We start from the raw sequence: 25,368 nt of genomic DNA, 5'->3' as shown, positions 1-25,368 counted from the left end.
TGCCATAAATCCAATAACATTCGGAGTAAGTCGCCCATGGCTCGTTTGCAACGCACCCTTTCATTAGGGGCGGTGGTGCTGTTCGGCATCGCCTACATGACGCCGATCATTGTCCTCGGCACCTTCGGCATCCTCGCCCAGTCCACCGCCGGCATGGTCCCCGCCGCGTATCTGGCGGCGCTGGTGGCGATGTTCTTCACCGCCATGAGTTACGGGCGCATGGCCGCTGCATTCCCCGTCGCCGGTTCCGCCTATAGCTACGTGCGCAAGGCAATCAGCCCGAAACTCGGCTTCATCGCCGGTTGGGCGGTGTTGCTCGATTACCTGTTTCTGCCGATGGCGATCTGGCTGATCGGCGCGGCTTATCTGGCCTCGGCATTCCCATCGATCCCGCAATGGATCTGGGTGCTGGCCTTTATCGGCATCACCAGCGCGATCAACATCATCGGCCTGAAACTGGCCAACGGCATCAACGCCTTGCTGATGCTGGTGCAGTTCCTCGTGCTGATCGCTTTCGTCGCGCTGTGCGTGCACTACATCGGTGGCGATGCGAGCACGCCGCTGTGGTCGATCAAGCCGTTCTTCAACGGCGACATGCAGATGCCGCTGATCATGAGCGGCGCGGCCATCGCCTGCTACTCGTTCCTCGGCTTCGATGCGGTCAGCACGCTGACCGAAGAAACCCGCGATCCACGCCGCACCATCCCGCGCGCTGCTCTGCCCGTTGATCGGGCTGGTGGCGGACTTGTGGCTGATGGTCAGCCTCGATCACCTGGCGGTGTACCTGGGCTTGAGCTGGCTGGCGATCGGCGTGGTTTACCTGGCAGTACTCACCGGTGGTTTCCGTCGCCAGCCACCGGAAATGGACTTTCAGCAAGCGACCTGAGGCGTCTTCAGGCAGCGGGCCGGTTCTGGCGCATCGGCAACTCGATGCGAAAGGTCGTGCCCACCCCGGGTTCGCTGCGTACCGAAATGTCGCCACCGTGCTTTTTCACAATGCCGTAGGACAGGGACAGGCCCAGCCCGGTGCCCTGGCCGACGGGTTTGGTGGTGAAGAACGGATCGAAGATTTTCTGCAGGATGTCCGGCGCAATCCCCGCGCCGGTGTCCGCGACTTCCACCCACGCCGTGTCTTGTTGTTGCCCGGTGCGCAAGGTGATGGTGCCGCGTTCGGGGCCCATGGCCTGCGCCGCATTGACCACCAGATTCATGATCACCTGATTGATTTGCGACGGCAGGCATTCGATGTCCGGCAGGGGCTGGTACTCCCTGATCAGGTCGGCCTTGTACTTGAGTTCACTGGCGACAATGTTCAGGGTCGACTCGATGCCTTGTTGCAGATTGGCCCACTGCCATTGCTGCTGGTTATCGACCCGGGAGAAATCCTTCAGGTCCTTGACGATCTGCCCGACCCGGCCAATGCCTTCCTTGGATTCGCGGATCAGCACCGGAATGTCTTCGAGGAGAAAATCCAGATCGGCGTCTTTGCGCAATTGCTCAAGCCGCGCCACGGATTCGCTGTCTGGTGTTGGCCCAAGCGTCTGCCAGGTATCGAGTACGCTGAGCAATTGTTTGAAGTAGCCGTCGAGGGTGCCGAGGTTGGAGGAGATGAAGCCGATCGGGTTGTTGATTTCATGGGCCACGCCCGCCGCCATTTGCCCCAGTGAGGCGAGTTTTTCCGACTGTACCAGCTGACTTTCCAGTTGCTTGCGCTCATCGATTTCCCGCTGCAGGTCTTCGCTGGCCTGCTTGAACTGGGCGGTGCGTTGATCGACCAGATGTTCCAGGTGATGCATTTGCAATGATGCGCGTTCGGTCATCTGCCACTTGGTCAGCAGGGTGTTGGCCATCTGCTGCACTTCGATGTTGTCGAAGGGCTTCTTCAGAATCAGCAAGCGGTCATGCGCCTGCAGACGCTCCAGCAGTTCATCCCAGGAATAATCCGAGTAGGCGGTGCAGACCACCACTTGCAACTGTGGATCCTGCTGCCACAGATGCTCGATGGTTTTCGCGCCGTCCCAGCCGTCGGGCATGCGCATGTCGACAAAGGCCAGCGCATAGGGGCGTTGTTCCGCCAAGGCCTGGTTCAGCTTGCCCAGACCTTCCTCGCCGCCATAGGCCGAGTCCAGCTCGAACGGCGGACGTTCGGCGCGCACCTGAGCGCCAAACAGTGCCGCTTCCATCTCGTCCAGTTCCACGGACTGCGCCGCCGGCGGCGCGAGAATCTTGCGAAAGTCTTCATGGATCGACGGCATGTCGTCGATCAGCAGAATGCGGCGATTCGACAGCTCGCTCATGCGCTCTCCGTGACGCTGATCAGGGGGATCTGCAAGGTGAACAATGCACCCTGGCCCGGGCCGTCGCTGTGCGCGGTGAGGTGGCCGTTCATCTCGATGGCGGCCAGGGCGCAACTGTGCAGACCGAAACCGTGGCCTTCCTTGCGGGTGGTGAAACCGTGGGCAAAGATCCGCGTCATGTTTTCCACGGCGATGCCTTCGCCGTCGTCCCTGACGCTGATTTCAAGGAAGTTGTCATCGACAATTTTGACCGCCAGGGTCATGGTCCGGGGGCGGTTGCTGAGGTCGGACATGGCGTATTTGGCGTTGCTGATGAGGTTGATCAGGATCAGCAGCAAACGGTGTTTGTCGCCCATCACCTGCGGCACGTCAGCGTACTCCCGGACCACCGTGACGTGGTGCCGGGTGAGTGCCCCGGCGTTCATGCGCAACGCGTCTTCGAGCAATTCGTTGATGAACAGCGGTTCGGTCATGCTGTTGGCGCCGGCATAGGATTGCTGGGTGGCGACGATGTCTTTGATGTGGTCGACGCTTTTGTTCATCTGGTTCAACTCGTCGAGCATTTCCTGCTGTTCCTGGGTAATGGCGACCACCAATTGGTTGAGGTAGCCGGGGAGCAATTTGCCCTTGGCGTCTTCGCTGAGGAACACGCCGAGGTCATCCGGGTGTTCGTTGATCAGTTGCATGGCCTTGCCCAGGCCTTGGGCCTTGCTGTTGCGCAGCTTGCGCGTGATCAGGTCGCTGGAGATGTTCACGCTGTTGAGCACGTTGCCGACGTTGTGCAACACATTGGTGGCGATTTCCGCCATGCCGGCCTGACGTGCCGCGTCGAGCAGTTCGCTCTGGGCGTCCCGCAGTTCCCGGGTGCGTTCTTCGACTCTTTGTTCCAGTGCATCGTTGGCCGTTTGCAGGGCGTTATTGACCCGATTGATTTCGGCGAAACTACCGATCAAACGAATGGCCAGCCACACCAGTGACAACACCAGCAAGACCGAAAACAACAGCAGGTAGAAGTGGTATTGCCGGTCGACCCGATCGGCGCTTTGCTGGTCGTGATCGAGCATGGTGGTGATGTTGTCGAGGCGCTCGGCCACGGGGATGTTTTCGATGCTTTCGAGCAACTGATTGACCACTGGCTGCTCGCGCGCAATCAGCGAGATATGGCTGCTCAGGATTCTGATCGGGGTCTGAAACGCGAGCGGCAGGCGTTGTGCATTGACCTTCAGTTTGTTCAGGCCGACCTCGATGTCGGCGGCCCGGTCGTCGGAGGTGACCTGGGCGAATTCGAGGGCGCTGAGCAGCAGGTCGTAGGTGTCGGTGGTGATGTTTTGCAGCTGCAATTTATCGAAGTCCGACAGGCTGGCCAGTTGCTGTTGGATGTCGTCTTCAGCGGTGGGCAAAAAAGCCAGGGAGTTGCGTAACAGTGCGTTGTGCGATTTGAACTGTTCGACCAGACGGGTCTTTTCCTGCATCGCCTGCAGGAAGCTTTCGTGAGCATCGTTCCATTGCGTCGAGTCGTTGCGCCCATGCCCGGACTCGATCGCGTCGAAGCGCGCCCAGAGCCGGTTCATCTCATTCATCGGTGACACCAGTGGATCGTAGTTGTGGGTCAGTGCCACCCTGGCCTTGAGGATCTCGTTCTCCCACTGCGAATTCTGCTGTTTGATCTGCCGGATCAGATCCCGCGATTCGGTGTACGTCATGCTCTGGTCAGAGCTGGATTTGAAGTACAGAAACAGTAGGATCGAGGCCAGCGCCAAGGCCACCAGGGTCAGCAATAACAGGCTGCGTCGCCGCGAAATGTTGATCATGGCTGGACCTCCCGTTGGCCGGTCAGGGTTGTGAGAAACAGCATGATCAGCCGTTTGTCCTCAGCGCTCGGCATCCGCCCCAACTGATACTGGAACATCACATCCACGGCGCGTTCGAGGGTGGGGGCCGAACCGTCGTGAAAGTACGGCGCGGTGATCGCGACATTGCGCAGGCTCGGCACCTTGAACACCGCCCGGTCTGCTTCGTCGGCGGTGACGTTGAAGCGGCCCTGGTCGGCCACGGTCGGGTTGCCGCGATCGGCAATGTAATCGCCGAACACGCCGAATTTCTGGAACATGTTGCCGCCGATGTTCACTCCCTGATGGCAGGCAATGCAGCCGTACTCCTTGAAGCGCTGGTAACCGTACTTTTCCTCCAGAGTGAGGATGTCGGTGTTGCCGAGCAGGTATTGATCGAAGCGTGAGTTGGGCGTCAGCAAGGTGCGTTCAAAACTGGCCAGCGCCTGCTGGACGTTGGCCTGGGTCACGCCGTCCGGGTAGGTGGCGGCGAAATCACGACGATAGTCGGGGTCGTTGCCGATGCGTTCGATCACGGTGCGCCAGTCGCTGCCCATTTCATGGGGGCTGGTGATGACGACGTTGCTCTGTTCCTCCAGCGTTTCGACGCGGCCATCCCAGAACTGACGGAAATTGAGGGCCGCGTTGAACACGGTCGGTGTGTTGACGGCCACCGGTTTGCCGTCGAAGCCCAGCGACAAGGCGCGGCTGTCGGCACCGTTCTTGTCGAGTTGATGGCAGCTGGCGCAGGACAGCGTGTTGTTGATCGACAAACGTGGTTCGTGGAATAGCCGTCGACCGAGTTCCACGCGCCGGGGATCCTGCTGCGGCACCGCGGGCAGCGGTTTGAGCGGCTCGTCCAGCGGCTCGGCACTGGCGCCGATACAGACTCCGCACAGCAGCAACGCGATGCCGTAATGGAAAAGGCTCATCGGCAATTGTCTCCCTGACTCCAGGCCGGTTTCACAGTGATCATTCAATCGTCCAGGGCGCGGGTTGCGTACCGGCCAGCAACCGCGCAAATGCGTCTGCGGGCAGGGCTTCGCTGAAAAAGTAACCCTGGCCTTCTTCGCAGTGATGGGCCTTGAGAAAGGCCAGTTGTTCAGCGGTTTCGATGCCTTCGGCGACGACGTCCAGTTCCAGACTCTTGCCCAGATTGATGATGGCGCTCACCAGCGCGGCATCGTTGCGGTCGTTGCACAGGTTGCGAATGAACGATTGGTCGATCTTCAGCACATCGATGGGAAATCGCCGCAAGTAGCTCAGGCTGGAATAGCCGGTGCCGAAGTCATCAATGGCCAGACGCGTGCCCAGCGTTTTCAGGCGCTTGAGCGCCGTCATCGTCGCCTCGACGTTTTGCATCAGCACGCCTTCGGTGATTTCCAGCTCCAGCCATTCGGGGGCCAGACCTGTCTGTTCAAGTACGCGCTCGATGCCGGCAACGAAGTCACGCTGGCGAAAATCGATGGGTGACGTGTTGACCGACATGCGGATCGGCGGCAGTCCGGCCAGTTGCCAGGCACGGGTCTGACGACAAGCTTCAGCCAGCACCCATTTGCTCAACGGCACGATCAGGCCGCTGTCCTCGGCCACCGGGATGAAGTCCGACGGATAGACCCAGCCATGCCCGGGTTTCTGCCAGCGCAGCAGTGCTTCGGCACCCACCACTTTGGCATTGCGCAGGTCGATTTTCGGCTGATAGTGCAGGACGAACTCATGCGCCTGCAGGGCGCGGCGAATGCCCGACTCGATGCTGTGCTGTTCTCGGGCGTGCTGGTTCATGGCCTCGATAAAAAAGCCGATGTTGTCAGGCCCCTGTTCCTTGACGTTGCGCATCGCGGTCTCGGCTTTCTTGATCAGCTCGGTGGCTTCGAGGCCGTCTTCGGGGTAGACGCTGATGCCGAGGCTGGCGGTGACGCTGACGTCGTGGCCGGCAATCGTCTGCGGCAGGCGAATGGCGGCGAGGAGTTTTTCCGCGATGCCGTGGGTTTGCTGAGGGTGGTTGATGTCGCCGAGGATCACCACGAACTCATCGGAACCGTAGCGAAACACCGAGTCCGAATCACGCACGCAGGACAACAGTTGCCGGGCGACCCGTTTGAGCATCTCGTCACCCGCCGGATGGCCCAGCGCATTGTTGATGCGCTTGAAGCGATCCAGACCGAGAAACATCACCACCAATTGTTTGTCATGCCGTCGGCACACGGCCATGGCCTGACTCAGGCGATCACCGAGCAAGGTGCTGTTGGGCAGCTCCGTGAGGCTGTCGTATTGCAGCAGGTGCGAGACCTTGAGCAGTTCGTGCACCCGCGCCTCGATGGTCCGCTCAAGGCTGAGCATCTTCAGCGCCGCGTCCTGCGCCAGTTGCCATTTCCAGGTCAGGGCATTGGCCATCTGACGGATTTCCAGACTGTCGAACGGCTTTTTCAGGATCAGCAACTGATCGCCGAACTCCAGCCGTTCGGCCATCGCTTCCCAGCTGTAGTCGCTGTAGGCCGTGCACAAGGCGATTTGCAGGTTCGGGTCGACACGCCACAGTTGCTCGATGGTTTCCAGGCCATCCCAGCCGGGCGGCATGCGCATGTCGATAAAGGCGAGGGCGTAGGGATTGCCACTGGCCAGTGCGCGATTGACCAGTGCCAGCGCTTCCTGGCCTTGATAGGCGGAGTCGAGCTGGAAGCTCAGGTGCGGCGTCTGCTGGCTGCCGAACAGCGTCTGCTCCAGTTGCTGCAAATCGACGGCGTCCGCCACCTGCGGGGCGAGGATCTTGCGAAAGTCATCGTGGATCGCCGGCGTGTCATCGATGATCAGGATGCGCCGGTTGGTCTGTGGAAAAGGCGTTTTCATGCCTCGTCCTCCTTTGGCGCCAGACGGCAACTGTCCTTGAGCAAATGCCCGGCTTGTTCGGCGCTGACCGCTGCGCTGAAATACATGCCCCGGGCGCTGGGCAGCGGGGGCGCGGAGGGCGGCGTGCACGGTTGATCCGACGACGGCTGGCCTTCAGCAATGATGTCGATGTCCAGATCCCGGGCGAAGTTGACCATCGCGCGCAGGGCGTTGGCACTGGCAACATCGTGGGCGGCACTGTCGACGAAACTCTGCGCCAGTTTGAGGTGATTGACCCGGTAGGTTTTCAGGTAGTCGAACGAGGAATATTCGGTGCCGAAATCATCGATGGCGATGCTCACGCCCAGTTCACGCAGGCGCGGCAACGCGTCGTTGTGCGTCCACTTGGTCTGGGCCAGTGTGGCCTCGGTGACATCGAAACGCAGGTCCCAAGGGGCGAGTTCCCAACGGGCGGTGGTGCGCAGCACGTTGTAGATCAGCTCGGGGCCGCTCTTGAGTTGGGCCAGCGAAAGTTTGATCGCCATTACGGGCGGCGCGACACCTTCGTTACGCCACAGATGCATCTGGTGGCAGGCGTGATCCAGCACCCAGCGCCCGAGCGGAATGATTGCGCCGGTTTTCTCTGCAATCGGCACGAAGTCGCAGGCCTGCAGCAGGCCGCGACGAGGATGCTGCCAGAGGACTTGTGCCTCCATGCCGAGAATCCTGCCGCTGTGCAGATCGACCTCCGGCGCATAGCGCAGCATCAGCTCATTGCCCTCAAGGGCGGTCATCAACTCGCTGACGAGGGTCATGCGTTCGGCCACTTCCCGAGAGATTTCCTCGGAGTGGAAGTGGTACTGGTTGCGGCCCATTTCCTTGGCGCGGTACAGCGCCATGTCGGCTTGCCCGAGCAGCGCGTCGGCATCGAGGCTGAGGTCGCTGTAACTGCTGATGCCGATGCTCACCGAAATATGCAGCGCATTACCGGCCAGGTGGTAGGGCGCCAGCAGCGTGTCGCGAATCTTGGCGGCCATCGCGGCCGATTGGGTCGGGTCGCTGACGTCCAGTTGCAGGATCGCGAATTCGTCACCGCCCAGGCGCGCCACTACGTCACTTTCGCGGACATCGGACTTGATGCGCCGGGCGACTTCCTGCAACAGCAGATCGCCCACCGGGTGGCCGAAGGTGTCATTGATCCGCTTGAAATGGTCGAGGTCCAGGTAGAACACCGCGAACGGCATGGCGCCTCGTCGTGCGGCGGCGAACGCTTGATGCAGGCGCTCGATCAGCGTGGCGCGATTGGCCAGCCCCGTGAGGCCATCGGAGCGGGCGAGCAAGGCCAGCTTGTCCTCGGCCAGGCGGCGCTCGGTGATGTCGAGGATGATGCCTTCGACTTCCAGCAGACGGCCGTCATCATCGCGCACCGGGATGTAGCGGTTCTCCACCCAGCGCCAGGTGCCCTGGCCGGTGCGCATGCGGAACTCGATGGACGCGCCCGACGCATGCCGATCCAGCACCCGGGCCATGGCCGCATCGACGTTCGCCTGATCGTCCGGATGAATCAGCGCCTGCGCCCAGTCGGGCGAACCCACCAGGTCGGCGGCGACATGGCCGTAACGGGTGATGTTGTGGGAGATGTACATCAGCGCAAACGAGGGTTCGCCGCGCAAACGGTAAAGAATGGTCGGGCTGTTCTGCACGATCACATTGGCGTCGGACAGCTCCCGGGTGCGTTCCTGCACCGCAGCTTCCAGCAGGCTCATCTTCAGTTCGGCGTCTTCGGTCATCTGCCATTTGACCGTAAGGGCGCTGGCCATCTGGCGGATCTCGATGGCGTCGAAGGGCTTTTTCAGGATCAGCAAGCGGTCGTTCAGCACCAGACGCCGGTCAATGTCTTCCCAGGAATAATCGGAATAGGCCGTGCACAGCGCAACTTGCAGCTTGGGGTCGACCTGCCACAGCCGTTCAATGGTCTCCAGGCCATCCCAGCCCGGTGGCATGCGCATGTCGATGAAGGCCATGGCGTAGGGGCGGTTTTCTGCCAGCGCGGCCTCGAGTTTTTCCAGGGCTTCGCGGCCCTGAAACGCCGAATCCAGTTCGAAATGTTGGGTTTGCGGTGCGGACGGCGTGCCGAACAGCAGGCTCTCGGTTTCGCCCAAGCCATCGTCACCGGGGATGATCGGGCTGAGAATCTTGGCGAAATCGCCATGGATCGCCGGGCTGTCGTCAACGATCAGCACGCGGCGATTGATGTGCACGGTTGGCGCTGTCATGCCGCGCCACCCGTGGGGAGGCATGCTGTGGTGATCCGGGGCATCCTTTTCCCTCGCCATTTGCCTGTTTGTATCAGCCGATGGAGTCTTGCGCTGTCTTCAGCATAGTCGGCTCCCCGGCACTGCGCTTTCGGCCCCGGACAAAGATCGGCGTGAATGCCGGCCAAAATCATCTAGCCTTGGACTCAGGCGCGGACCGGCGCAGTGTTGGCTCGGTGCGTCGTAATTTCCCTGTTTGCTTGAGGCCATGCCATGGAAGAGCCATCCGCGCCGCTGCCGGCGCATCGACCCACAGTGCTGCTGGTCGATGACGAGGAGTCGATCCTCAACAGCCTGCGCCGCCTGTTACGCGGCCAACCCTACGATCTGCTGTTGGCCACCAGCGGCGCCCAGGCGCTGGAGATCCTCGCGCAGCAGCCAGTCAACCTGGTGATGAGCGATGCGCGGATGCCGGGCATGGACGGTGCGTCGTTACTGGCGCATGTCCGTGAACGTTTTCCGGCGACGGCGCGGATCATGCTCACCGGCTATGCCGACCCGGCGGCGATCATCAAAGCCATCAATGACGGGCAGATTCACCGGTACATCAGCAAACCGTGGAATGACGAAGAGCTGTTGCTGATTCTGCGCCAGTCCCTCGAACACCAGCATTCCGAGCAGGAGCGCCAACGGCTGGAGCGCTTGACCCGGGTGCAGAACGATCAGCTCAAACTGCTTAACAGCACTTTGGAAAAGCATGTCGCAGCGCGCACCGCCGAACTGCAGCAGACCGCCGACATGCTTGATCTGGCGTACGAAGAGCTCAAACACAGCTATGTCACCGGCACCGAAGTGTTCTCGCTGCTGGCCAATCTGCGCTTGCCACCTGCCAAACAGACCAACCGGCAGATCATCGAGCTGGTGCGCAGCTACTGCAAACAGCATGGGCTGGACGAGGCCACCAGCCGTGATCTGACCATGGCGGCGGCGCTGTACAACATTGGCAAACTGAGCTGGACCGACGCGATGATGACCACGCCCTCGGATCTGCTGCGCCATACCGAACGCGAGCGCTATCGCAGCTATCCGAAGCAGAGCGAATCGTTGCTCATGACCCTGGACCCGATGAAGGATGCGGCGCGTCTGATCCTGCATCATCAGGAGCGCTGGGACGGCAGCGGCTTTCCCGACCGGCTCAAGGGCGAGGGCATTCCGTTCGGCTCACGCTTGCTGAAACTGGCAGTGGATTTCGTCGAGTTGCAGCGCGGTCTGATCCTCGAGCGGCAGATGAACAGCGATGAAGCGCTGCTGTACCTGCGCCAGTACGCCGGGCGTTTGTACGATCCCGATCTGGTCGAGGATTTCATTCAGGTGTGTGCCGCGTTCCTCAGCGACGTGACGCTGGCGGATCCGTCGGTCAAGGTGCTGTCCACTCGGGATCTGGCGGCGGGGATGATTCTGGCGCGCAACCTCAATGCCGATAACGGCATGCTGCTGCTCAATGCCGGCAAGGTGCTCAGCGCGCTGTTGGTGGAAAAGCTGATTGCGTTTGAAGCCATGGAGGGCGGCAAGTACACGATTTTCGTCAAGGTGCCGGAGGAGGTTGAAGCCACGCTCAAGGCGCAGGGTGAATGATCGGTGAGGTGACGTCATTGGGCCGGGCATGGGATCCTTGCGGTTTTTCCAGGCCGGTGGCTGATCCATGACTTCTGCATCCGTTGTCTCTGCAAACCTCATTCGTATAGCCGCCGCGCTGTTGCTCAATCCCGCAGGCCAGACTCTGTTGGTGCGCAAGCGCGGCACCACGGCGTTCATGCAACCGGGCGGCAAGATCGAGGCGCACGAGTTGCCGGTGCACGCGCTGGCCCGCGAGCTGGAAGAAGAGCTGGGCTTGCAGATCGATCCGGCGCAGGCGGCTTTTCTCGGCCAGTTCTCGGCGCCTGCGGCCAACGAGCCGGGGTGTGTCGTGCAGGCCGAGATCTTTCAACTGACGATCGAGGCCGACGTCACACCGGCGGCGGAAATCGAAGAAGTGATCTGGGTCGATCCGGCCACTGATCCTGCTGTGGTTCTGGCGCCATTGACACGTGACCTGATCCTGCCGTTTTATCGCAAATCGCTGAGCGCAATCGCCTGATCATCCACGCAAAGGACTTTGCCATGATCCCGCTTCAAGACTTGCTGATTTTCGCCGCTGCCGCATTGCTGATGGTGCTGACGCCGGGGCCGAACATGATCTATCTGATTTCGCGTTCGATCTGTCAGGGACGCAAGGCCGGGGTCACGTCGTTGCTCGGTGTGGTCAGTGGATTCTTTGTGCATATGTTCGCCGCGGCTGCGGGATTGACTGCGGTGTTTCTGGCAGTGCCGATGGCCTATGAAGTGCTGAAGTGGGCCGGTGCGCTGTACCTGCTGTGGCTGGCCTGGCAAGCAGTGAAACCCGGTGCGCGCTCACCGTTCGAGGCGCAGCAATTGCCGCCGGACTCGTCGCGAAAGCTGATCACCATGGGCTTTCTCACCAGCGCGCTGAACCCGAAAATCGCCGTGTTCTACCTCTCGGTGTTTCCGCAGTTCATCTCCCCTGAACACGGTTCGGTGTTCACCCAAAGCATCATTCTCGGCCTGACCCAGATCAGCGTCAGTTTCTGCGTCAATTTGCTGATCGCGCTGTTCGCGGCGGGCATCGCTTCGTGGTTTGTGCGTAACCCGACGTGGCTGGCGCTGCAGCGTTATTTCATGGGCTTCGTCCTCGGCGGCCTCGCTGTGCGGCTGATGCTTGAGCAACGCAGGACGGCGTGAACATGTGGATCGAACGGCTGGACGCCAGTCATGCCCTGGCTTACCGCGAACTGATGCTCGAAGCCTATGACCGCCATCCGCAGGCGTTCACCTCCAGCGTTCGCGAACGCGCGGTGATGCCATTGAGCTGGTGGGAAGGGCGCCTGACCAGCAAGCTCGATGTGGTGCTTGGCGCGTTTGAAGCCGGCGCGCTGGCCGGCATCGTCGGCCTGGCCCTCGAACCGCGCGAGAAGGCTCGCCACAAGGCCACGTTGTTCGGCATGTACGTCTCGGCGGATTTTCGTCAGCACGGTCTGGGCCATGAACTGGTACAGGCGGCCATTACCGAAGCGCAAAACCACCCGGCACTGAAACTGCTCCAGCTTACCGTTACCGCCGGCAATGACGCCGCGTTCAATCTCTACCAGCGCTGCGGCTTTATCCAGTTCGGCCTCGAACCGTTGGCGGTGCGGGTGGGCGAAGACTACTTCGACAAGATCCACATGTGGCGTCAACTCTGATATTACGCTGATCCCTGTGGGAGCGAGCCTGCTCGCGAAGGCAATCTGACAGTCACTATTTGTGTGTCTGATACATCGCTTTCGCGAGCAAGCTCCCACAAGTGACTCAGCGGACCGCGCTGACACCGTCCAGGGTCGAGAACGACGTGTCCTTCGCCGTCAGGAGAAAATCCCGCATGTACGGTGCATCGAGCATGTCGGTGCGAATCGCCGCATACAACGTTGCGAACAAACCTTTTTCCCCCAGCCGTTTACCCTTCACGTAACCGCGCGAACTGTATTCGTGCAGCGCCCAGTGCGGCATGCCGCAAACACCACGGCCACTGGCAACCAGTTGCATCATCATCACCGTCAGCTCTGAGGTGCGCACCTGCGCCGGCTCGATGTCGGCCGGCTCCAGGAAGCGTGTGAAGATGTCGAGACGGTCGCGTTCCACCGGGTAGGTGATCAGCGTTTCCGTCAGCAAGTCTTCGGGGACGATGTACGGCTTGCTCGCCAGCGCATGCTGATTGGCCACGGCAAGCATGGCTTCGTAGGTGAACAACGGCACATAAGTGATGCCGGCAATTTCCAGTGGATCGGAAGTCACCACCAGATCCAGATCGCCACGCGCCAGCGCCGGCAGCGGTGCGAAGGCGAAACCCGAAGCGAGGTCCAGTTCGACTTCCGGCCAGGCATCGCGGAACTGGTCGATGGTCGGCATCAGCCACTGAAAGCAGCTGTGGCATTCGATGGCCATGTGCAAACGCCCGGCCGTACCACCGGCGAGACGGCCGATATCCCGCTCGGCGGCGCGCAACAGCGGCAGGGTTGCGTCAGCCAGTTGCAGCAAGCGCAAACCGGCGCTGGTGAACCGGACCGGTTTGGTCTTGCGCACGAACAACGCCATGCCCAGGCGTTCCTCAAGCTCCTTGAACTGGTGGGACAGCGCCGACTGCGTCAGGTGCAAACGGTCGGCGGCATCGACCAGGCTGTCGGCTTCACGCAAGGCGTGCAGGGTTTTCAGGTGACGGATTTCAAGCACCGAAGGCTCCATGAGGAAAACTTGTGATAAGCGCAAAGAGGGTGAGTTTGTCTCATGATGGTAGCGCTGTCGACATCGACGCGTTCTTTTACGGCAGAACCGCCGAGTGATGGCTCGGCAGTTCTTCCTATGACTACAGTGTCTTATGCTCAGAGTCCCTCGAAATGCCGCAGGACAATGGATTGTGCAGTGATTCTGGAATCAAGCAGGGTCGGGTCGTCAGCGTGAGTCAGCTTGCGATGCGCCGGCAGTTTCAGGTGGGCTCTTTCGAATTGGCGCAAGGGTCGGGTCGCCGAACGGTAATGGAAATGCACGTACCAGAGTAATTGCGCGGGCTCCTGTGTGAGGTTCCAGACCTCATATTCCTGCAGGTAGTTGGGGCGCCCCTGATGATCAGCCAGTTTTTGGATCGCAAGGGGTTTGCGGATCTCCACCGCGTTCTGTCCGATGAGGTCATCAAGCATGCCGTCGGTGGGCTTTTGACTGGTCATCGAGCGTTGGGTGCGCAAGGCGCGACCTTCGACGATCAGCTCCGCGGCCTGATCGCGCAATTGCTGGATGATCGGTTGCTCTGCCGACTTGGCAGCGATACCGTCGGCACGGGTGGTGAGTTCACTCGCCTGACTGTCCATCATGTGCTGCAGGTCAACGGGGAGCATGCCGCGATTGGCGTTGCTCTGCACCGTGGTGCGGTAAGTGGCCACGTTCTCCAGACGTTGCTGTGCCTCGCTTATCAGGGTGGCCAGACTCAGCTCGGCGGGGGAGGGAACTGCCAGGTTTTGCGGGTTGGTCAGGCGCACGACGCCATCGGCGCCATGTTCCCAGATTTCTTCATAGCCTCTAATCCCGGTACTTCTGTATTGACGGGCGTTGGTCAGGTTATCCCATTGCTCCACGCCATGGCGCAATTGGTTGTCATCCGTGATGAACACGCGCTGCAGGGGTTGCCCCGCGACCCTCGGCTCGGGTGGCCTGTTGATAGCGGCACGCGCTCGATCCGCCAGGCGATCAACGCCTTCCAGCAAGGGCTCGACTACGCCCAGATGAAAGAATTGCGGATAGCTGGCGGTCCATACCGCCATCTCGCGCCGATACTCGACGCAAGCGTCGATGCTTTCCTGAAGAATGCGATTACGTTGGGCGGTCGTGTTCTGCATGTTCGGCAAGTCGTACTGGCGGTACAGATGCAGATCGATTCTGTTGCGCAGGGGCTCTGCCATCGTCACAAAATAGCGCCACGAGGCATCGTCGGGGCTGCCGGCTTTTCTGACGATTTCCAGGCGTTGGGAGGTTTTCAGGTACAGCAGGATGGGTTCACTGTGACGGCTGTTAATGTTATCGACCAGCGCCGACATTTCCGGCCGGTCTTTAGCCAGCATGCGATCATACCAGTGATGGACCTGGTCCCTGAGTTCGCCCAACTGATCGAGCTGATTGACGATCTCGACACGAAACCTGTGTATGTCTTCAATGTGTTTCAAACGTTCAGCCACAGCATCACCCGGCAGCGCATTGTGTAGCTGCTTCAATCGGTTGATTGCTCGTGTTGTGCCATGAATTTTATGCGACAGGTGGAAGGTGCGTCGCTGGTAACGATCAGTCAACAGCCATGCGGTCTTGCCTCGCATTTGGGCGACAGTCCTGTGTTTTCTGCCTTGGGTCAACGCAGTCAACTCGGTCAACGCCTCATAACGTTGCCTGGCCAGTTGGATATCGCCAATGCATGCGGCTTCGGCCGTTGGCAACATGGTCAGGCGTTGCGCTTCCGTGGCTTCGGCGTAGGCATTGATCACCTGGTCACTTTTCGCTCCCCTGAGTTGCAATTGGCGGCCCAAATTGTTTGCGGTGGCTGCCAGTTGATGGTGGCGGCGGAAGTTTCGATCTACCAGCCAGCGCGGCAGGTGTTGCCGAATCACCGACGGCCAGTAAGGGTCGAGTGTATCGACCAGGCGCCCGCCGACATTGCCACCCCCCACCACGCCACCTTCAAGGGCTGTGCCATAGACGCCAAACCAGGTGTCCCATTGCCCGCTTTCATCCAGTGCGATCGGCTGCTTGTAGGTTTTTCGCGAGTTGCCGGACAGACGCCAGCTGCGCGAATCCCGGCTCAGCTCTACTTGGTAGACGCGGCCCTGACGCTCGATGAAGTCGCCGTCGGCAAGCCGGTAGATCCCGCGGTAGAGGCCGTGGCTGGCCGGTTCTGTGCCACCCAGGGAAATCGGCTTTTCATAGTCGTAATCCTTGAAGCGCGCCAGCACATGTCGGGCGTGGCGCTGCGACTTGACCTGCAGTGTCGCCACATCGCGCACCACCGCGTGCAGCTGACGCGCCCGTGTCAACGCGCGGGTCGTCCGGGAGGGCGTCGAGGCCGCGGCTTCACCCGGGAGCAGATCCATGAAGGCGTCGATCAGCGACAGCAGCATTGACTCGATTTCAACCAGACCGTCAGCCACGTCACCACGCAAGAACGCGGCGGCTGCCTGATTGGCAGCGGTCCAGGCCTGATAGAGGGCCAGCACACTGCCGACGAAGGGCACCATGCCCAAGGCCATTTTGATGTAGTTGAAGGCGCGCGGGCCTTTCAGGGCGTAGCGCTCGAAGAACAGTTCATCGTTGGAGCGCGACGTGCCGCGATGGGCCTCGATCAAGCGTCCCATGTGCGCATCGAGCAGGTGTGCGGCCAGCGAGGTACTGGCCGGCCAGCGCACTCCGACTTCGATGATCGCATCGAAGTTTTTTTCCACGGCCTGACCGATTCGGTTGACATGGGCCCTGACGTTACCTTGCAACGTTCTGTGCGCCAGGTACTCGATCCACTTGTCACTTGCGCACAAGGTGAACAGTCCTTTGCGCGCCGCTTCGAGCGTGTCGTAGCGGCGCAAGAACTGCCCGTCGTGGCTGTCCGGCAGGTACAGCAGAGTGACGCCGCTGATCTGCTCTTCGATGAAGCTGACGCCGGACAGGGTCACCGGGCCTTCGCCGGGGGTGTCCTTGCCGCCGACTTTCAGCGACACCGGCAACAGCACAAGACGCTTGCCGCTGGCTTGCCACGCCTGTGGGGTGTCGGCGTCGATGGCGATGTTCAGCAGCGCCGCTTCATCAGCGCTGAGGTGTTTTTGCAGGCGTGCATTTTCGCTCTGTATTTTCAGCATCAGGCGCCACGGCTCGATCAGGCTTTCCCGGCGATGTTGTTTGACGAATGCCGACTCGCTGGCGGCGCCCTGGAAGGCGTCACGGATCTTCTGCTCATAGGCTTTGGGCAGGTCCAGCTCCGGCAGAACCTTGCGCAGATAGGTCAGGTTGATGCCGTTGAGCAGGCGCGTCCGATCCTTTTTATGCGTCGCGGTGATTTCCAGACGCAAGAAGATCAAGCGTTGTGACAGCGAGTCATTGAGCACCGATTGCACGTTATCGATATTGAGCTGGGCCAGGTCCTCCAGTGACATTTTGCTGCGTGCTTTGCTGGGCACAATGGTCGTGATCTTTCTGACGCCACCCGGCCCCGACTCCGGGACCTGTTCGGTTTTGGTCGAGTCGGGCAGTTCGACTTGTATGGAAAAGTCGCCCTCAAGGGAAAAGTCCCTGCGCAATCGGGCGTGCAGATGGCGGCGGGTGAAGTCATCACGAGGTTCCAGGGCGAGGGTCATGAGGGCGTGGCTTTGACGCATCGCCGCGACGTACGCCTCGATGTTCTGTTTCAGCGCGCTACGCTCGTTTTCCTTGAGTTTGACCAGCCAGCCCGGCAGGTTGCCGGCGAGGGTGCCGCTGCGTTGCTGTTCCTGCAGATGAGTGAAAGCCAGGTGTCTGGCGGCGTGCAGCGGAACCTGAAGATTGGCGAGGCAGCCCTGGCGCAGAACCTCCAGCGCGTCAGCCTGTTCGGGTTTGCCGCGCAGGGGTGTGGCTTTCGCTTCGAAGTCGCTCACCAGCGCGTTGAGGCAATAAAGCAACGGGTCGGTGGTGATCGGACTCAGTTGCAGGGCCAGGTCGTTGTCGTCCTCGAGAATCCTGAACACCTCGCGCGCCAGTGTCCGGCGATCGGCAAAGCGTTGCAGGCCACCGCCATTGCCCGGCCAGTAGAGCATCAGACTGGAAGTGTCCGAGAGTGCCGCCTGGCGTCCGATGACGAGTGCGCCCTTGAGCACTTCGCTTTGCGTTGTCGTGACCCCGTCCTTGGTTTCGCTCAGTGACAAGGTCAGGCTGGCCGCCGTGATATCCGTGTCACGCTCGGCCGCGACGGGGGGGGCCAGCACGGCCTTGAGCAGATCGTGTTCGGCGCTGTCAAGTTGGCCAAGGTTTGCTTGCAGTCTGCCTTCGGCATACAGGCCGTCCCGGTGTGCCTGACGCAGGGCACTGAGGGCGGTGTTGAAGGTATTCGCGTCGAGGGCCGTTTCGCGGTAAAGCAGGGTTGTGGCAGCGGTCGCGCCAGTTTGTTCGGCGGCTTCCAGCGCTTTGAGGGCGTCCTGGCATTCTCGGTATCGAGAGCCGTCGCTGTCATTGGCCTGCAAGCGCTCAAGCGCCTCGCGTTGGCGTTTGAGCGCCGCGTGGCGCACCGCCAGTGGAATCCCGGCGGACAGGCTGCCGAACAGCGGTGTTTCGTCGGTCTCGACATCGCTGGCGGAATTGAGCGGTTTTGGCGGCGCCGCCACGATGATCGCGCTGCTGCGCTGATGATCAATCAGGTCGACATGCACCAGTGAGCGCGCGCCATGCGCCCTGAGCCCGGGATGGCCTTTGTTGGTATTGCTCAAGGCGTCGAGCTGCGCGTGGTGACGGTCGGCGAACAGATCGCTGGCGCCAGTGACCATCGGGTCAAGCGCTGTGCTGTAGTCAACGCGAAGGATTTTCTTGGGCAGTCCGGTGGGGATCTGTACCTCGCTGGTCAGCCACGTCTGCATGTCTGCGCGGGTGGTGAAGGCCTGGATCGATATGGCGTTTCCGGGCAGATAAAGCAAAGGCGCCGCCGTGGCCAAATTGCCGACGCTGACGACCCATGCACCGGGGAGTTTGATTTTGCTGTCGTTGCTCAGCACCAGGGCCAACTTTTCCGTGTGCACAGGTTGACCCTCGATTGTCAGCGCGCCAGCACCTGAATCAATGATCAGTTGCAGCGTTTTGAGTTGTGCCGGGGTAATCGTCTGATGGGCGAGAGCCATGTGCGCAGTGGCTTCGAAATGCTCGCGGTAAAGCTGCGTGGCGCGGCTACGTCGCGACACCGGTGTGCGCGGCGCTCGCGCGTCCCAGAATTCTGCCCAGCGAATCTCGTGGCTTTTGCGTGGGTCGAGGGCTTTGAGTTTTTCCAGGAGCTGCAGGGGCTTCAGGGTGGATAACAGATGGCCCGCGCGGATACCGGTGAGGACACAACGCTGATCCAGATCGGTTTCCAGTGTCGGGTGTTGAACGACAAAGGCACAGGCGTCGGTGAGGCTGACGATGTGCTCCGGCTGGTCAGCGGTGGCCGCAAAGCGCAGGCCGGTCTTTTCGCCGTCCAGTTGCAGTTGTTGGCGCAGCAATTCATTGACGCTGTCGCGCAGTGCCGGGCTGGCGGCAAACAAATCGCGCAAACCCTCGCTGCTGGCGCGCCAGCGTTGGCAAGCCTGCAGCAGCAGGCTGTCATCAATCGTTTTCGGTAGCTGTTCGACGGCCTCGGGCAACGGTGACGGTGACGGTGCGGGGAGCTCATCCAGAATAAGACGCTCGAGCATGGTGGCGTGACTCGCATTGGCGGGGCGGGGAATCCGTCCCTGAGCGGGTCATTCAAGAGAAATCGCGCAAGGCGATGGCGGTATATAGATATTGTTTGCAACCACCGCCCATGACCACTCGGCACTCTTCATCAAACTGTCATCGAAGTGTGGCAGCGCGCTTGAACAAACTTCATCAGACTCGCGCTCTACTGGGGTTCTGCGTTTCGGTGTTTTTCATGGTCAAGGGTTTTGTATCGGTCGCGACTGTTCTGGTCGCGATTTTTTTCGGATCGTCGTCTTGGGCGGCGGCGCGTTGCGACGTCAATGTGCCGACCGAGCACGCTGATCTGCAGCAGGTGAGCCTGGCTTACCAGAGCATTGGTCGCGCGTCGGATCCGGCGTTGTTGCTGGTCATGGGCTTGGGTGGACAGTTGATCCACTGGCCGGACGAAGTAGTGGTTGCGCTGTGTCAGCAGGGTTTTCGGGTGATTCGCTATGACAACCGCGACGTCGGTCTGTCGACCTGGCGGCAGGCGCCGGCTGACGCCAATCTGACCTTCGAAGTGCTGCGCTACAAGCTCGGTCTGCCGGTGGCAGCGCCTTACAGCCTGACCGACATGGCAGACGACGCGCTGGGCTTGATGGACGCGTTGCACGTCGAGCAATTCCACGTGCTGGGCGCGAGCATGGGCGGGATGATTGCCCAGCACATGGCGGCGATGGCACCGCAGCGGGTCGAGAGTCTGACATTGATCATGACCACCTCGGGCGCCGAAGGTCTGCCGGCACCCAGCGCGGCGCTGGTGCAGTTGTTGTCGCGTCGCGGCGCACCGAATCGACAGGTGGCGCTGGAACAGCAGGCTGATCTGCTGGCCGCGCTGGGCAGCCCGGCGGTCACCGATGATCGCCAGGTCTTGCTGCATCAGGCTGCGCTGTCGTATGACCGCGCGTTCAATCCCGAAGGCGTGAAGCGGCAGATCATGGCGATTCTTGCCGAGCCGAGCCGGGTGGCATTGCTCAATCAGTTGCGGGTACCGACGCTGGTGGTGCATGGCACGGCGGATCCGTTGTTGCCGGTGATGCACGGGGTTCATCTGGCGGCGCATATTCGCGGCAGCCAGTTGAAACTGATTCCGGGGTTGGCGCATCGCTTTCAAGAGGCGTTCAAGGAGCCGTTGCTGGCGGCGGTGCTGCCGTATTTGCAGGCGCATCGTGAAGACACTTCGCATTGGGCACAGATTGAGCCGGTGGTGGGCGGGAATCTGCTGTAACCAAAAGTGGGCGGTGTTGGTTATGGCCTCTTCGCGAGCAAGCTCGCTCCCACAGGGGAATGCGATCTAAATGTGGGAGCGAGCTTGCTCGCGAAGGGGGCACCACAAAATCCGGCCGGGGTGTATCGTGCAAATTTTCCCGCACGATTTCCCCCCGCGAGGTGTGTGATGAGTTCTGCCTTGAAAATCGATTTTGTCAGCGATGTCTCCTGCCCCTGGTGTGTCGTCGGTTTGCGTGGCCTGTTACAGGCACTGGAGATCCTGCGCAACGAAGTGCAGGCCGAGATCCGTTTTCAGCCGTTCGAACTCAATCCGAAAATGGGCGCAGACGGGCAGAACATCGCTGAGCACATTCAAGAGAAGTACGGCTCGACCCCGGAGCAATCGCAGAAAAATCGCGAAGCCATTCGTGCCCGTGGCGCTGAACTCGGGTTTGCGTTTCGCACTGACGGCAACAGCCGTATCTACAACACTTTTGATGCGCACCGCTTGCTGCACTGGGCCGGTCTCGAAGGAGTGCAACTGCTGTTGAAAGAGGCGCTGTTCAAGGCGTATTTCAGCGATGGTGGCAATCCGTCGGATCATCGGCAACTGGTGCAGATTGCGGAAAGTGTCGGGCTGAGTCGCCAGCGGGCCGAGGCTGTACTGGCGTCGGACGAATTCGCCGATGAGGTGCGTGAGGAGGAGCAGTTGTGGCTGCAGCGCGGTGTGAGTTCGGTGCCGACGGTGGTGTTCAACGGGCAGTATGCGGTGACGGGCGGGCAACCGGTGGAGACGTTTGTCGGGGCAATCCGGCAGATCATGGCTGAGTCCAAGGGCGGCACTGTCAACTGAAAAGCTAAAAGCCCCTCACCCTAACCCTCTCCCTGAGGGAGAGGGGACTGATTGGGGGATGCTGGAGTGATACGCCGACGTGAACGTGCTGTACCGAATCCATAATCGACTGGATCTTTCAGGTCGATGCAGCTTGCAAGACACCTCGGTCGGCCCCCTCTCCCTGAGGGAGAGGGGACTGATTGGGGGATGCTGGAGTGATACGCCGACGTGAACGTGCTGTACCGAATCCATAATCAACTGGATCTTTCAGGTCAATGTCAGACGCAAGACACCTCGGTCGGCCCCCTCTCCCTCCGGGAGAGGGCTGGGGTGAGGGTGGCTTTTAACCTTAGCTGTGTAGCCGAACCCAAACAGTCACCAAAACAGTGGCAGCCATCAACCAGGCCACCGCCGCCACCGCCAGCGATGCCTCCAGCCGCAGCCGATCCACCATCACATACAACGTCGCCAGATAGATGAAGTACGGAATGATCGACCACATGCCGAACACAATCGTGGTCTTCAAATCCTCAATTGAACGCCCCCTGCCGACGATGTAATGCGCAATCAGCGCAAACGTCGGAAACAGCGGCACCAATCCGGCGATGTAGTAGTTTTTGGTTTTCGAAAGCGCCGCGATGATCAGTACTACCGCGGCGCCCAACAGGGCTTTGAAAAACAGATCCACATCGTTCTCGCTTAATGGCTCAACCCGTACTTTTTCACTTTGTCGAACAGCGTGGTCTTGGCCATGCCCAATTCCAGGCTGGCCTGAGTCAGGTTACCGCCGCTGCGTTGCAGGGCGTCGCTGAGCAGGTTGCGCTCGAACGCTTCCACCGCTTCGGCAAACGCCAGGCCTTGTCCGCCACTGCTGGCGCCGGACTTTTTGAACGCCGGCAGGCCGAGGGCAAAACGTTCGGCGACGTTGCGCAGTTCGCGCACATTGCCTGGCCAATCGTGGCTCATCAGGTTCGACAGGGTCTGGTTGTCCAGTTCTGGCAGCGCGCGGTCGAAACGCAGGGCTGACTGCTGGGTGAAGTGTTCGAACAGTTGCAGGATGTCTTCGCGGCGCTCGCGCAATGGCGGCAGTTCCAGGGTCACGACGTTGAGGCGGTAGTACAGGTCGCTGCGAAACTCGCCAGCCTTGCTCGCTCCGTCGAGGTCGGATTTGGTTGCTGCGATCACCCGGCAATCCACGGCCACGCTCTGGTTCGAGCCGAGACGTTCGAGGGTGCGCTCCTGCAGTACGCGCAGCAGTTTGATCTGCAATGGCAGCGGCATGCTTTCCACTTCGTCGAGGAACAGCGTGCCGCCGTCGGCGTGTTCGATCTTGCCGATACGGCGTTTGCCGGCACCGGTAAAGGCGTTGGCCTCGTGGCCGAAAATCTCGCTTTCGAAAAGGTTTTCCGGCAGACCGCCGCAGTTCAACGCGACGAATTGCTTGCTGTGGCGACGACTGAAATCGTGCAGGCAGCGGGCGACCAGTTCCTTACCGGTGCCGGTCTCGCCTTCGATCAGCACGTTGGCCGAAGTGTCGGCGACGTTGGCAATCAGTTCGCGCAGGTTCTGCATCGCCGGCGAGCGGCCAATGATCCGCCCTTCAAGGGAGTCGCGCTCGGCCAGTTGCCGGCGCAGCGATGAGACTTCGCGGGCGAGGCTGCGTTGCTCCAGTGCCCGCCGTGCGACGTCGACCAGACGCTCCGGCGAGAACGGTTTTTCCATGAAGTCGTAGGCGCCTTTCTGCATCGCGCCGACGGCCATGGAAATGTCGCCGTGGCCGGTGATCAACACCACCGGCAGGCTGCGATCACGTTGCTTGAGGCGGGTCAGCAGTTCTAGGCCATCGATGCCCGGCAGGCGAATGTCGCTGATGACGATGCCGGCAAAGTTGTCGCCGACGCGCTCCAGCGCTTCTTCCGCACTGCCGACGCCGACACAGGGAATGTCTTCGAGGGTCAGCGCCTGTTGGCAGCCGAGCAGCACATGGGGGTCGTCTTCGACGATCAGCACACTAAGGTCGTGGTTCATATTGGCTCGGCAGGAGTAGGGCTTACCAACGGTAAACTGAGGACGAAGGTGGTGCCACCGCTGGCCGGGTGTTCGACACCCAGATGCCCGCCGGTGGCGGCGGCGAGGCTGGCGGAAAGGGTCAGGCCAAGGCCCAGGCCTTGTTCGCCGGGTTTGGTGGTGAAGAACGGTTCGAACAGATGCTTGCGCGCTTCAGCGTCGATGCCGTGACCGTTGTCACGTACACGCAGGCGATATTTGGCGTTGAATTCTTCACCCTCCAGCCACAGCTCGGGCAGGGGTTGCGCCTGCATGGCGTCGAGGGCATTGCCGATCAGGTTGACCAGAATCTGTTCGAGGCGGGTCTGGTCGATCTGCACCTGGACATCGATGAACTGGCGGTGAATGTTGACCGCCGAACTCTCCAGGCGTGCCCCGAGCAATTGCAGCGCGGCCTCCACGGCTTTGCCGAGGCTGGCCTGGCCCTGGTTGTCACCGCGCCGGGCGAACGAACGCAGGCTGGCGGTGATCCGGCCCATGCGGTCGATCAGCTCGTTGATGGTTTTCAGATTGGTGCTGGCGACATCCAGTTGGCCCCGTTCGAGGAAGCGCACGGTGTTGCCCGATAGCGTACGCATCGCCGCCAGCGGCTGGTTCAATTCGTGGGCGATGCTGGTCGACATCTGACCGATGGCAGCGAGCTTGCCGGCCTGCACCAGTTCATCCTGCGCACGGCGCAACGTCTCTTCGGCCTGACGCCGTTCGCGGATCTGGCTCTTCAGGCGCTCGTTGCTGGCGCGCAGATCAGTGGTGCGTTCGGTAATCCGACGCTCCAGTTGATTGTTGGCTTCCTGCAAGGCTTCGCGGGCGGCGAGACGGGTGGCGATGACCTTGCGCCGCTCGTTCCAGGCGATCAACAGGAATGCCACCAGCGCAAACGCGACGGCGACCAGAATTCCTTGGTTGATGGCTTCGCGGCGCAGGTCCTGCAACGGCGTGAGCAGGGTGAAATTCCACGGTGTGTCGCTCAGTGGCCGGGTCTGTGCCAGATAGCTGATGTCGTCATCGTCGGAGCGCACTTCGCTGTTGGCGGGGAAGGTCAGTTTTTCCACGCCTTCGGACAGGGTTTCCCGGGCCAGCGGTTGCAGCTCGTTGAGCGGGAACCAGTAGTACTGCAGGCTGCGGGCGAGTTTTTCTTTGGTTTCGTCGGTGAGCGGGATCACTGACTTGAGGCGTCGGGCCGGATCGCTGGAGAGAATGATGATGCCGTTTTCATCGCTGACAAAGGCTTCGAGGCGTGCGCGTTGCCAGCGTTCTTCCATGGCTTCCAGGCGCACTTTGACCACGGCGACGCCGATGATCTTGCCATGCTCTTCGAGGCCGTGGGCGAGGTAATAGCCGGGCTCGCCGTTGGTGCTGCCGATGCCGTAGAAACGCCCCGGCTCGCCGCGTACGGCTTTCTGGAAATAGGCGCGGAAGGACAGGTCTTCACCGAGATAACTGTCGACATCGCGCCAGTTGCTGGTGGCCATGACACGGCCGGTGGTGTCCATCACGTAGATGGCCCGACTGCGACTGCGCCGGTTCAGGCCTTCAAGGTAATCGTTGACCGTTCGCCGGTGTTCCGGGGTCGGATCGGCCAGCAACTGCGACACACTGGTTTCGAGTTCCAGCAGGCTGGGCAGGTAGGTGTATTTGCTGATTTCGCTTTCGACGGCGCGGGCGTTCAGTTCGAGCTGACGCTGACCGTTTTCACTGAGGCTGCGAATGCCGAAATGCTCACTGGTCCAGAAGCCGGCGTAACCCAACCCGATCATCAGGACGATGACCAGTGGCGGCAGGAACAGATGACGAATCAGACGAGGCTTCACGGCAAGTGATGGCGGCGCGGCGCGATAGAGATTGGGGTCGCATTTCATCACAGTTGCCTTGGGTCAACCACCACACTTGCAGGCTCACCGCTGTCCCTGTGGGAGCGAGCTTGCTCGCGAAGAGGCCGGATCAGTCAACATCAATGTTGAATGTCAGTCCGCTTTCGCGAGCAAGCTCGCTCTCACAGG

General features: G+C 60.8%; 16 protein-coding genes and 1 pseudogene. 7 read left to right on the top strand and 10 right to left on the bottom strand.

Going from position 1 to position 25,368, the window contains the following annotated elements; genetic code table 11:
* Nucleotides 1-36: 36 nt before the first annotated feature.
* Nucleotides 37-741 (top strand): annotated as a pseudogene (locus CLU80_RS07220) (APC family permease); the annotation flags it as partial.
* Nucleotides 742-893: 152 nt separating this feature from the next.
* Here CLU80_RS07220 and CLU80_RS07215 read toward each other — a convergent pair.
* From CLU80_RS07215 to CLU80_RS07195, 5 genes are read right to left on the bottom strand one after another with little or no spacing between them, the layout of a single operon-like run.
* Nucleotides 894-2,297, bottom strand: coding sequence for an ATP-binding protein (locus CLU80_RS07215; protein WP_099757068.1), 1,404 nt, complete (start codon nt 2,295-2,297; stop codon nt 894-896).
* Nucleotides 2,294-4,108: a DAHL domain-containing sensor histidine kinase gene (locus tag CLU80_RS07210; RefSeq protein WP_099757067.1), complete on the bottom strand. Its 1,815-nt coding sequence runs from the start codon at nt 4,106-4,108 to the stop codon at nt 2,294-2,296. Before CLU80_RS07210 ends, CLU80_RS07215 begins: the two co-directional genes overlap by 4 nt.
* Nucleotides 4,105-5,058: a cytochrome-c peroxidase gene (locus CLU80_RS07205; protein ID WP_099757066.1), complete on the bottom strand. Its 954-nt coding sequence runs from the start codon at nt 5,056-5,058 to the stop codon at nt 4,105-4,107. Before CLU80_RS07205 ends, CLU80_RS07210 begins: the two co-directional genes overlap by 4 nt.
* Nucleotides 5,059-5,098: 40 nt before the next feature.
* A complete protein-coding gene (locus CLU80_RS07200) occupies nt 5,099-6,973 on the bottom strand; it encodes a putative bifunctional diguanylate cyclase/phosphodiesterase (protein WP_099757065.1) in 1,875 nt (624 codons plus the stop codon).
* Nucleotides 6,970-9,228, bottom strand: coding sequence for an EAL domain-containing protein (locus tag CLU80_RS07195; protein ID WP_286079708.1), 2,259 nt, complete (start codon nt 9,226-9,228; stop codon nt 6,970-6,972). The genes CLU80_RS07200 and CLU80_RS07195 overlap by 4 nt, the downstream gene beginning before the upstream one ends.
* A gap of 252 nt (nt 9,229-9,480) precedes the next feature.
* Between CLU80_RS07195 and nosR the strand changes: the two genes are divergently transcribed.
* The 4 genes from nosR to CLU80_RS07175 all read left to right on the top strand — a co-directional run bounded on the left by nosR (nt 9,481) and on the right by CLU80_RS07175 (nt 12,506).
* On the top strand, nt 9,481-10,842 hold the full coding sequence (gene nosR / locus CLU80_RS07190) for a response regulator c-di-GMP phosphodiesterase, NosR family (protein ID WP_095048305.1): 1,362 nt from the start codon (nt 9,481-9,483) through the stop codon (nt 10,840-10,842).
* A 67-nt stretch (nt 10,843-10,909) separates the two neighbouring features.
* The gene (locus tag CLU80_RS07185; protein ID WP_099757063.1) at nt 10,910-11,344 is read left to right on the top strand and encodes an NUDIX hydrolase; all 435 of its coding nucleotides are present in this window, start codon (nt 10,910-10,912) and stop codon (nt 11,342-11,344) included.
* A 23-nt stretch (nt 11,345-11,367) separates the two neighbouring features.
* Nucleotides 11,368-12,006, top strand: a complete 639-nt coding sequence (locus CLU80_RS07180; protein ID WP_093430595.1) for a LysE family translocator — start codon at nt 11,368-11,370, stop codon at nt 12,004-12,006.
* A gap of 2 nt (nt 12,007-12,008) precedes the next feature.
* On the top strand, nt 12,009-12,506 hold the full coding sequence (locus tag CLU80_RS07175; RefSeq protein WP_099757062.1) for a GNAT family N-acetyltransferase: 498 nt from the start codon (nt 12,009-12,011) through the stop codon (nt 12,504-12,506).
* A gap of 106 nt (nt 12,507-12,612) precedes the next feature.
* Here CLU80_RS07175 and metR read toward each other — a convergent pair whose 3' ends face one another.
* Together metR and CLU80_RS07165 are read right to left on the bottom strand one after the other, a co-directional pair.
* Nucleotides 12,613-13,530: a transcriptional regulator MetR gene (metR, locus tag CLU80_RS07170; protein WP_007916739.1), complete on the bottom strand. Its 918-nt coding sequence runs from the start codon at nt 13,528-13,530 to the stop codon at nt 12,613-12,615.
* Nucleotides 13,531-13,679: 149 nt separating this feature from the next.
* Complete coding sequence (locus tag CLU80_RS07165) at nt 13,680-19,232, bottom strand: dermonecrotic toxin domain-containing protein (protein WP_099757061.1); 5,553 nt, start codon at nt 19,230-19,232, stop codon at nt 13,680-13,682.
* 218 nt (nt 19,233-19,450) lie between these two features.
* Here CLU80_RS07165 and CLU80_RS07160 point away from each other — a divergent pair, with 218 nt between their 5' ends.
* Together CLU80_RS07160 and CLU80_RS07155 are read left to right on the top strand one after the other, a co-directional pair.
* Nucleotides 19,451-20,485 carry an alpha/beta fold hydrolase gene (locus CLU80_RS07160; RefSeq protein WP_099757060.1) on the top strand — a complete coding sequence of 345 codons (1,035 nt, stop codon included), beginning with the start codon at nt 19,451-19,453 and terminating at the stop codon, nt 20,483-20,485.
* Between the two features lie 168 nt (nt 20,486-20,653).
* Nucleotides 20,654-21,319, top strand: a complete 666-nt coding sequence (locus CLU80_RS07155) for a DsbA family oxidoreductase (RefSeq protein WP_099757059.1) — start codon at nt 20,654-20,656, stop codon at nt 21,317-21,319.
* Nucleotides 21,320-21,650: 331 nt separating this feature from the next.
* On the opposite strand, the gene CLU80_RS07150 is transcribed toward CLU80_RS07155, so the two are convergent.
* The 3 genes from CLU80_RS07150 to aauS are packed head-to-tail and all read right to left on the bottom strand — an operon-like array spanning nt 21,651 to nt 25,227.
* Nucleotides 21,651-21,989, bottom strand: a complete 339-nt coding sequence (locus tag CLU80_RS07150; RefSeq protein ID WP_099757058.1) for a GlpM family protein — start codon at nt 21,987-21,989, stop codon at nt 21,651-21,653.
* 11 nt (nt 21,990-22,000) lie between these two features.
* Entirely contained in the window at nt 22,001-23,329 is a 1,329-nt protein-coding gene (aauR, locus tag CLU80_RS07145) for a two-component response regulator AauR (RefSeq protein WP_099757057.1), read from the bottom strand.
* A complete protein-coding gene (gene aauS / locus CLU80_RS07140; RefSeq protein WP_099757056.1) occupies nt 23,326-25,227 on the bottom strand; it encodes a two-component sensor histidine kinase AauS in 1,902 nt (633 codons plus the stop codon). The genes aauR and aauS overlap by 4 nt, the downstream gene beginning before the upstream one ends.
* Nucleotides 25,228-25,368 lie beyond the last annotated feature (141 nt).

The sequence above is a fragment of the Pseudomonas sp. 29 genome, from assembly GCF_002754355.1.
In the GTDB taxonomy this organism is placed as follows: domain Bacteria; phylum Pseudomonadota; class Gammaproteobacteria; order Pseudomonadales; family Pseudomonadaceae; genus Aquipseudomonas; species Aquipseudomonas neuropathica.
The sequence above is the reverse complement of the archived record's forward strand: the minus strand, read 5'-3'. Positions and strand labels throughout refer to the sequence as shown.

What these genes read in the sequence shown, in the direction of transcription:
- CLU80_RS07200 (WP_099757065.1), bottom strand. Translation starts at nt 6,973, where the DNA reads ATGAAAACGCCTTTTCCACAGACCAACCGGCGCATCCTGATCATCGAT.
- CLU80_RS07210 (WP_099757067.1), bottom strand. Translation starts at nt 4,108, where the DNA reads ATGATCAACATTTCGCGGCGACGCAGCCTGTTATTGCTGACCCTGGTG.
- CLU80_RS07160 (WP_099757060.1), top strand. Translation starts at nt 19,451, where the DNA reads ATGGTCAAGGGTTTTGTATCGGTCGCGACTGTTCTGGTCGCGATTTTT.
- CLU80_RS07175 (WP_099757062.1), top strand. Translation starts at nt 12,009, where the DNA reads ATGTGGATCGAACGGCTGGACGCCAGTCATGCCCTGGCTTACCGCGAA.
- aauS (WP_099757056.1), bottom strand. Translation starts at nt 25,227, where the DNA reads ATGAAATGCGACCCCAATCTCTATCGCGCCGCGCCGCCATCACTTGCC.
- CLU80_RS07205 (WP_099757066.1), bottom strand. Translation starts at nt 5,058, where the DNA reads ATGAGCCTTTTCCATTACGGCATCGCGTTGCTGCTGTGCGGAGTCTGT.
- nosR (WP_095048305.1), top strand. Translation starts at nt 9,481, where the DNA reads ATGGAAGAGCCATCCGCGCCGCTGCCGGCGCATCGACCCACAGTGCTG.
- aauR (WP_099757057.1), bottom strand. Translation starts at nt 23,329, where the DNA reads ATGAACCACGACCTTAGTGTGCTGATCGTCGAAGACGACCCCCATGTG.
- CLU80_RS07155 (WP_099757059.1), top strand. Translation starts at nt 20,654, where the DNA reads ATGAGTTCTGCCTTGAAAATCGATTTTGTCAGCGATGTCTCCTGCCCC.
- CLU80_RS07215 (WP_099757068.1), bottom strand. Translation starts at nt 2,297, where the DNA reads ATGAGCGAGCTGTCGAATCGCCGCATTCTGCTGATCGACGACATGCCG.
- CLU80_RS07165 (WP_099757061.1), bottom strand. Translation starts at nt 19,232, where the DNA reads ATGCTCGAGCGTCTTATTCTGGATGAGCTCCCCGCACCGTCACCGTCA.
- CLU80_RS07185 (WP_099757063.1), top strand. Translation starts at nt 10,910, where the DNA reads ATGACTTCTGCATCCGTTGTCTCTGCAAACCTCATTCGTATAGCCGCC.
- CLU80_RS07195 (WP_286079708.1), bottom strand. Translation starts at nt 9,228, where the DNA reads ATGACAGCGCCAACCGTGCACATCAATCGCCGCGTGCTGATCGTTGAC.
- CLU80_RS07180 (WP_093430595.1), top strand. Translation starts at nt 11,368, where the DNA reads ATGATCCCGCTTCAAGACTTGCTGATTTTCGCCGCTGCCGCATTGCTG.